2 protein-coding genes are annotated in these 2,397 nt (G+C 69.9%); both read left to right on the plus strand.

Features of this window, described 5'->3' with window-relative positions:
• A partial coding sequence (locus RIF68_RS34330) for a polyribonucleotide nucleotidyltransferase (RefSeq protein ID WP_309055390.1) occupies nucleotides 1-1,109 on the plus strand: 1,109 nt, incomplete at its 5' end.
• A partial coding sequence (locus RIF68_RS34335; RefSeq protein ID WP_309055391.1) for a pitrilysin family protein occupies nucleotides 1,106-2,397 on the plus strand: 1,292 nt, incomplete at its 3' end. The genes RIF68_RS34330 and RIF68_RS34335, both read left to right, overlap by 4 nt.

The following is a 2,397-nucleotide window of genomic DNA, read 5'->3' on the forward strand; positions in this document are numbered from 1 at the left end:
AGCGTGGCGAGACCCAGATCCTGGGCGTCACCACCCTCAACATGCTCCGCATGGAGCAGCAGCTGGACACCCTCTCCCCGGTGACCCGCAAGCGCTACATGCACAACTACAACTTCCCGCCGTACTCCGTCGGCGAGACCGGCCGCGTGGGCTCGCCCAAGCGCCGCGAGATCGGCCACGGCGCGCTCGCCGAGCGCGCCATCGTGCCGGTGCTGCCGACGCGCGAGGAGTTCCCGTACGCGATCCGCCAGGTGTCCGAGGCCCTCGGTTCCAACGGTTCGACGTCCATGGGCTCGGTCTGCGCCTCCACCATGTCGCTGCTGAACGCCGGTGTGCCGCTGAAGGCCCCCGTCGCCGGCATCGCCATGGGTCTGATCTCCGAGGAGATCGACGGCCAGACGCACTACGTCGCCCTCACCGACATCCTCGGTGCGGAGGACGCCTTCGGCGACATGGACTTCAAGGTCGCCGGCACCAAGGAGTTCGTCACCGCCCTCCAGCTCGACACCAAGCTGGACGGCATCCCGGCCTCCGTCCTGGCCGCGGCCCTCAAGCAGGCCCGTGACGCCCGCCTCCACATCCTCGACGTGATGATGGAAGCGATCGACACCCCGGACGAGATGTCCCCCAACGCCCCGCGGATCATCACCGTCAAGATCCCCGTGGACAAGATCGGCGAGGTCATCGGCCCCAAGGGCAAGATGATCAACCAGATCCAGGAGGACACCGGCGCCGAGATCACGATCGAGGACGACGGCACCATCTACATCGGTGCCCAGGTCGGCTCGCAGGCCGAGGCCGCCCGCGCCACGATCAACAGCATCGCCAACCCGACCATGCCGGAGGTCGGCGAGCGCTACCTGGGCACGGTCGTCAAGACCACGACCTTCGGTGCCTTCGTCTCCCTGCTCCCGGGCAAGGACGGCCTGCTGCACATCTCGCAGATCCGCAAGCTCGCCGGCGGCAAGCGTGTGGAGAACGTCGAGGACGTGCTCGCGATCGGCTCCAAGGTCCAGGTCGAGATCGCCGAGATCGACCAGCGCGGCAAGCTCTCCCTCATCCCCGTGATCGAGGGCGAAGAGACCGAGAAGGACGACGCCGACCAGTGACGTCCCGCAGTTCCGCGACGACGGCCCGCCCCTCCACGGAGGGGCGGGCCGTCGCCCGTACCCAAACGCTTCTGCCGGGCAGCAACGGCATCGGCACCGTCCGCCGCACCACCCTGCCCGGCGGCCTCCGCGTCGTCACCGAGACGCTCCCCTCCGTGCGCTCCGCCACCTTCGGCATCTGGGCGCACGTCGGCTCCCGGGACGAGACCCCGTCCCTCAACGGCGCCACCCACTACCTGGAGCACCTCCTCTTCAAGGGCACCGCCAAGCGGTCCGCGCTCGACATCTCCGCCGCGATCGACGCGGTCGGCGGCGAGATGAACGCCTTCACGGCGAAGGAGTACACCTGCTACTACGCGCGGGTCCTCGACACCGATCTGCCGCTGGCGATCGACGTGGTGTGCGACATGCTGACCGGCTCGCTCATCCTGGAGGAGGACGTCGACGTCGAACGCGGCGCGATCCTCGAGGAGATCGCGATGACCGAGGACGACCCCGGCGACATCGTGCACGACCTGTTCGCGAAGACCATGTTCGGCGACACCCCGCTGGGCCGCCCGGTCCTCGGCACCGTCGACACCGTCAACGCCCTCACCCGCGGCCAGATCGCCCGCTTCTACAAGAAGCACTACGACCCGACCCACCTGGTCGTGGCCGCCGCCGGCAACGTCGACCACGCCACGGTGGTACGCCAGGTCCGCCGCGCCTTCGAGAAGGCCGGCGCCCTGACCCGTACCGACGCGGTCCCGGTCGCCCCCCGCCAGGGGTCCCGCACCCTGCGCACGGCGGGCCGCGTCGAGCACCTGAACCGCAGGACCGAGCAGGCCCACGTGGTCCTCGGCATGCCGGGCCTGGCCCGCACCGACGAGCGCCGCTGGGCCCTCGGCGTCCTGAACACCGCCCTCGGCGGCGGCATGTCCTCCCGCCTCTTCCAGGAGGTCCGGGAGAAGCGCGGCCTCGCCTACAGCGTGTACTCGTACACCTCCGGCTTCGCCGACTGCGGCCTCTTCGGGGTGTACGCGGGCTGCCGCCCCGGCCAGGTCCACGACGTGCTGAAGATCTGCCGGGACGAACTCGACAAGGTCGCCTCCGACGGCCTCGGCGACGAGGAGATCCGGCGGGCGATCGGCCAGCTCTCCGGCTCCACCGTCCTCGGCCTGGAGGACACCGGCGCCCTGATGAACCGCATCGGCAAGAGCGAGCTGTGCTGGGGCTCCCAGATGTCCGTGGACGACATGCTCGCCCGCATCGCGGCCGTCACCCCGGACGACGTCAGGGCCGTCGCCCG

Source organism: Streptomyces sp., from assembly GCF_031178505.1.
Classification (GTDB): Bacteria; Actinomycetota; Actinomycetes; order Streptomycetales; family Streptomycetaceae; genus Streptomyces; species Streptomyces gulbargensis.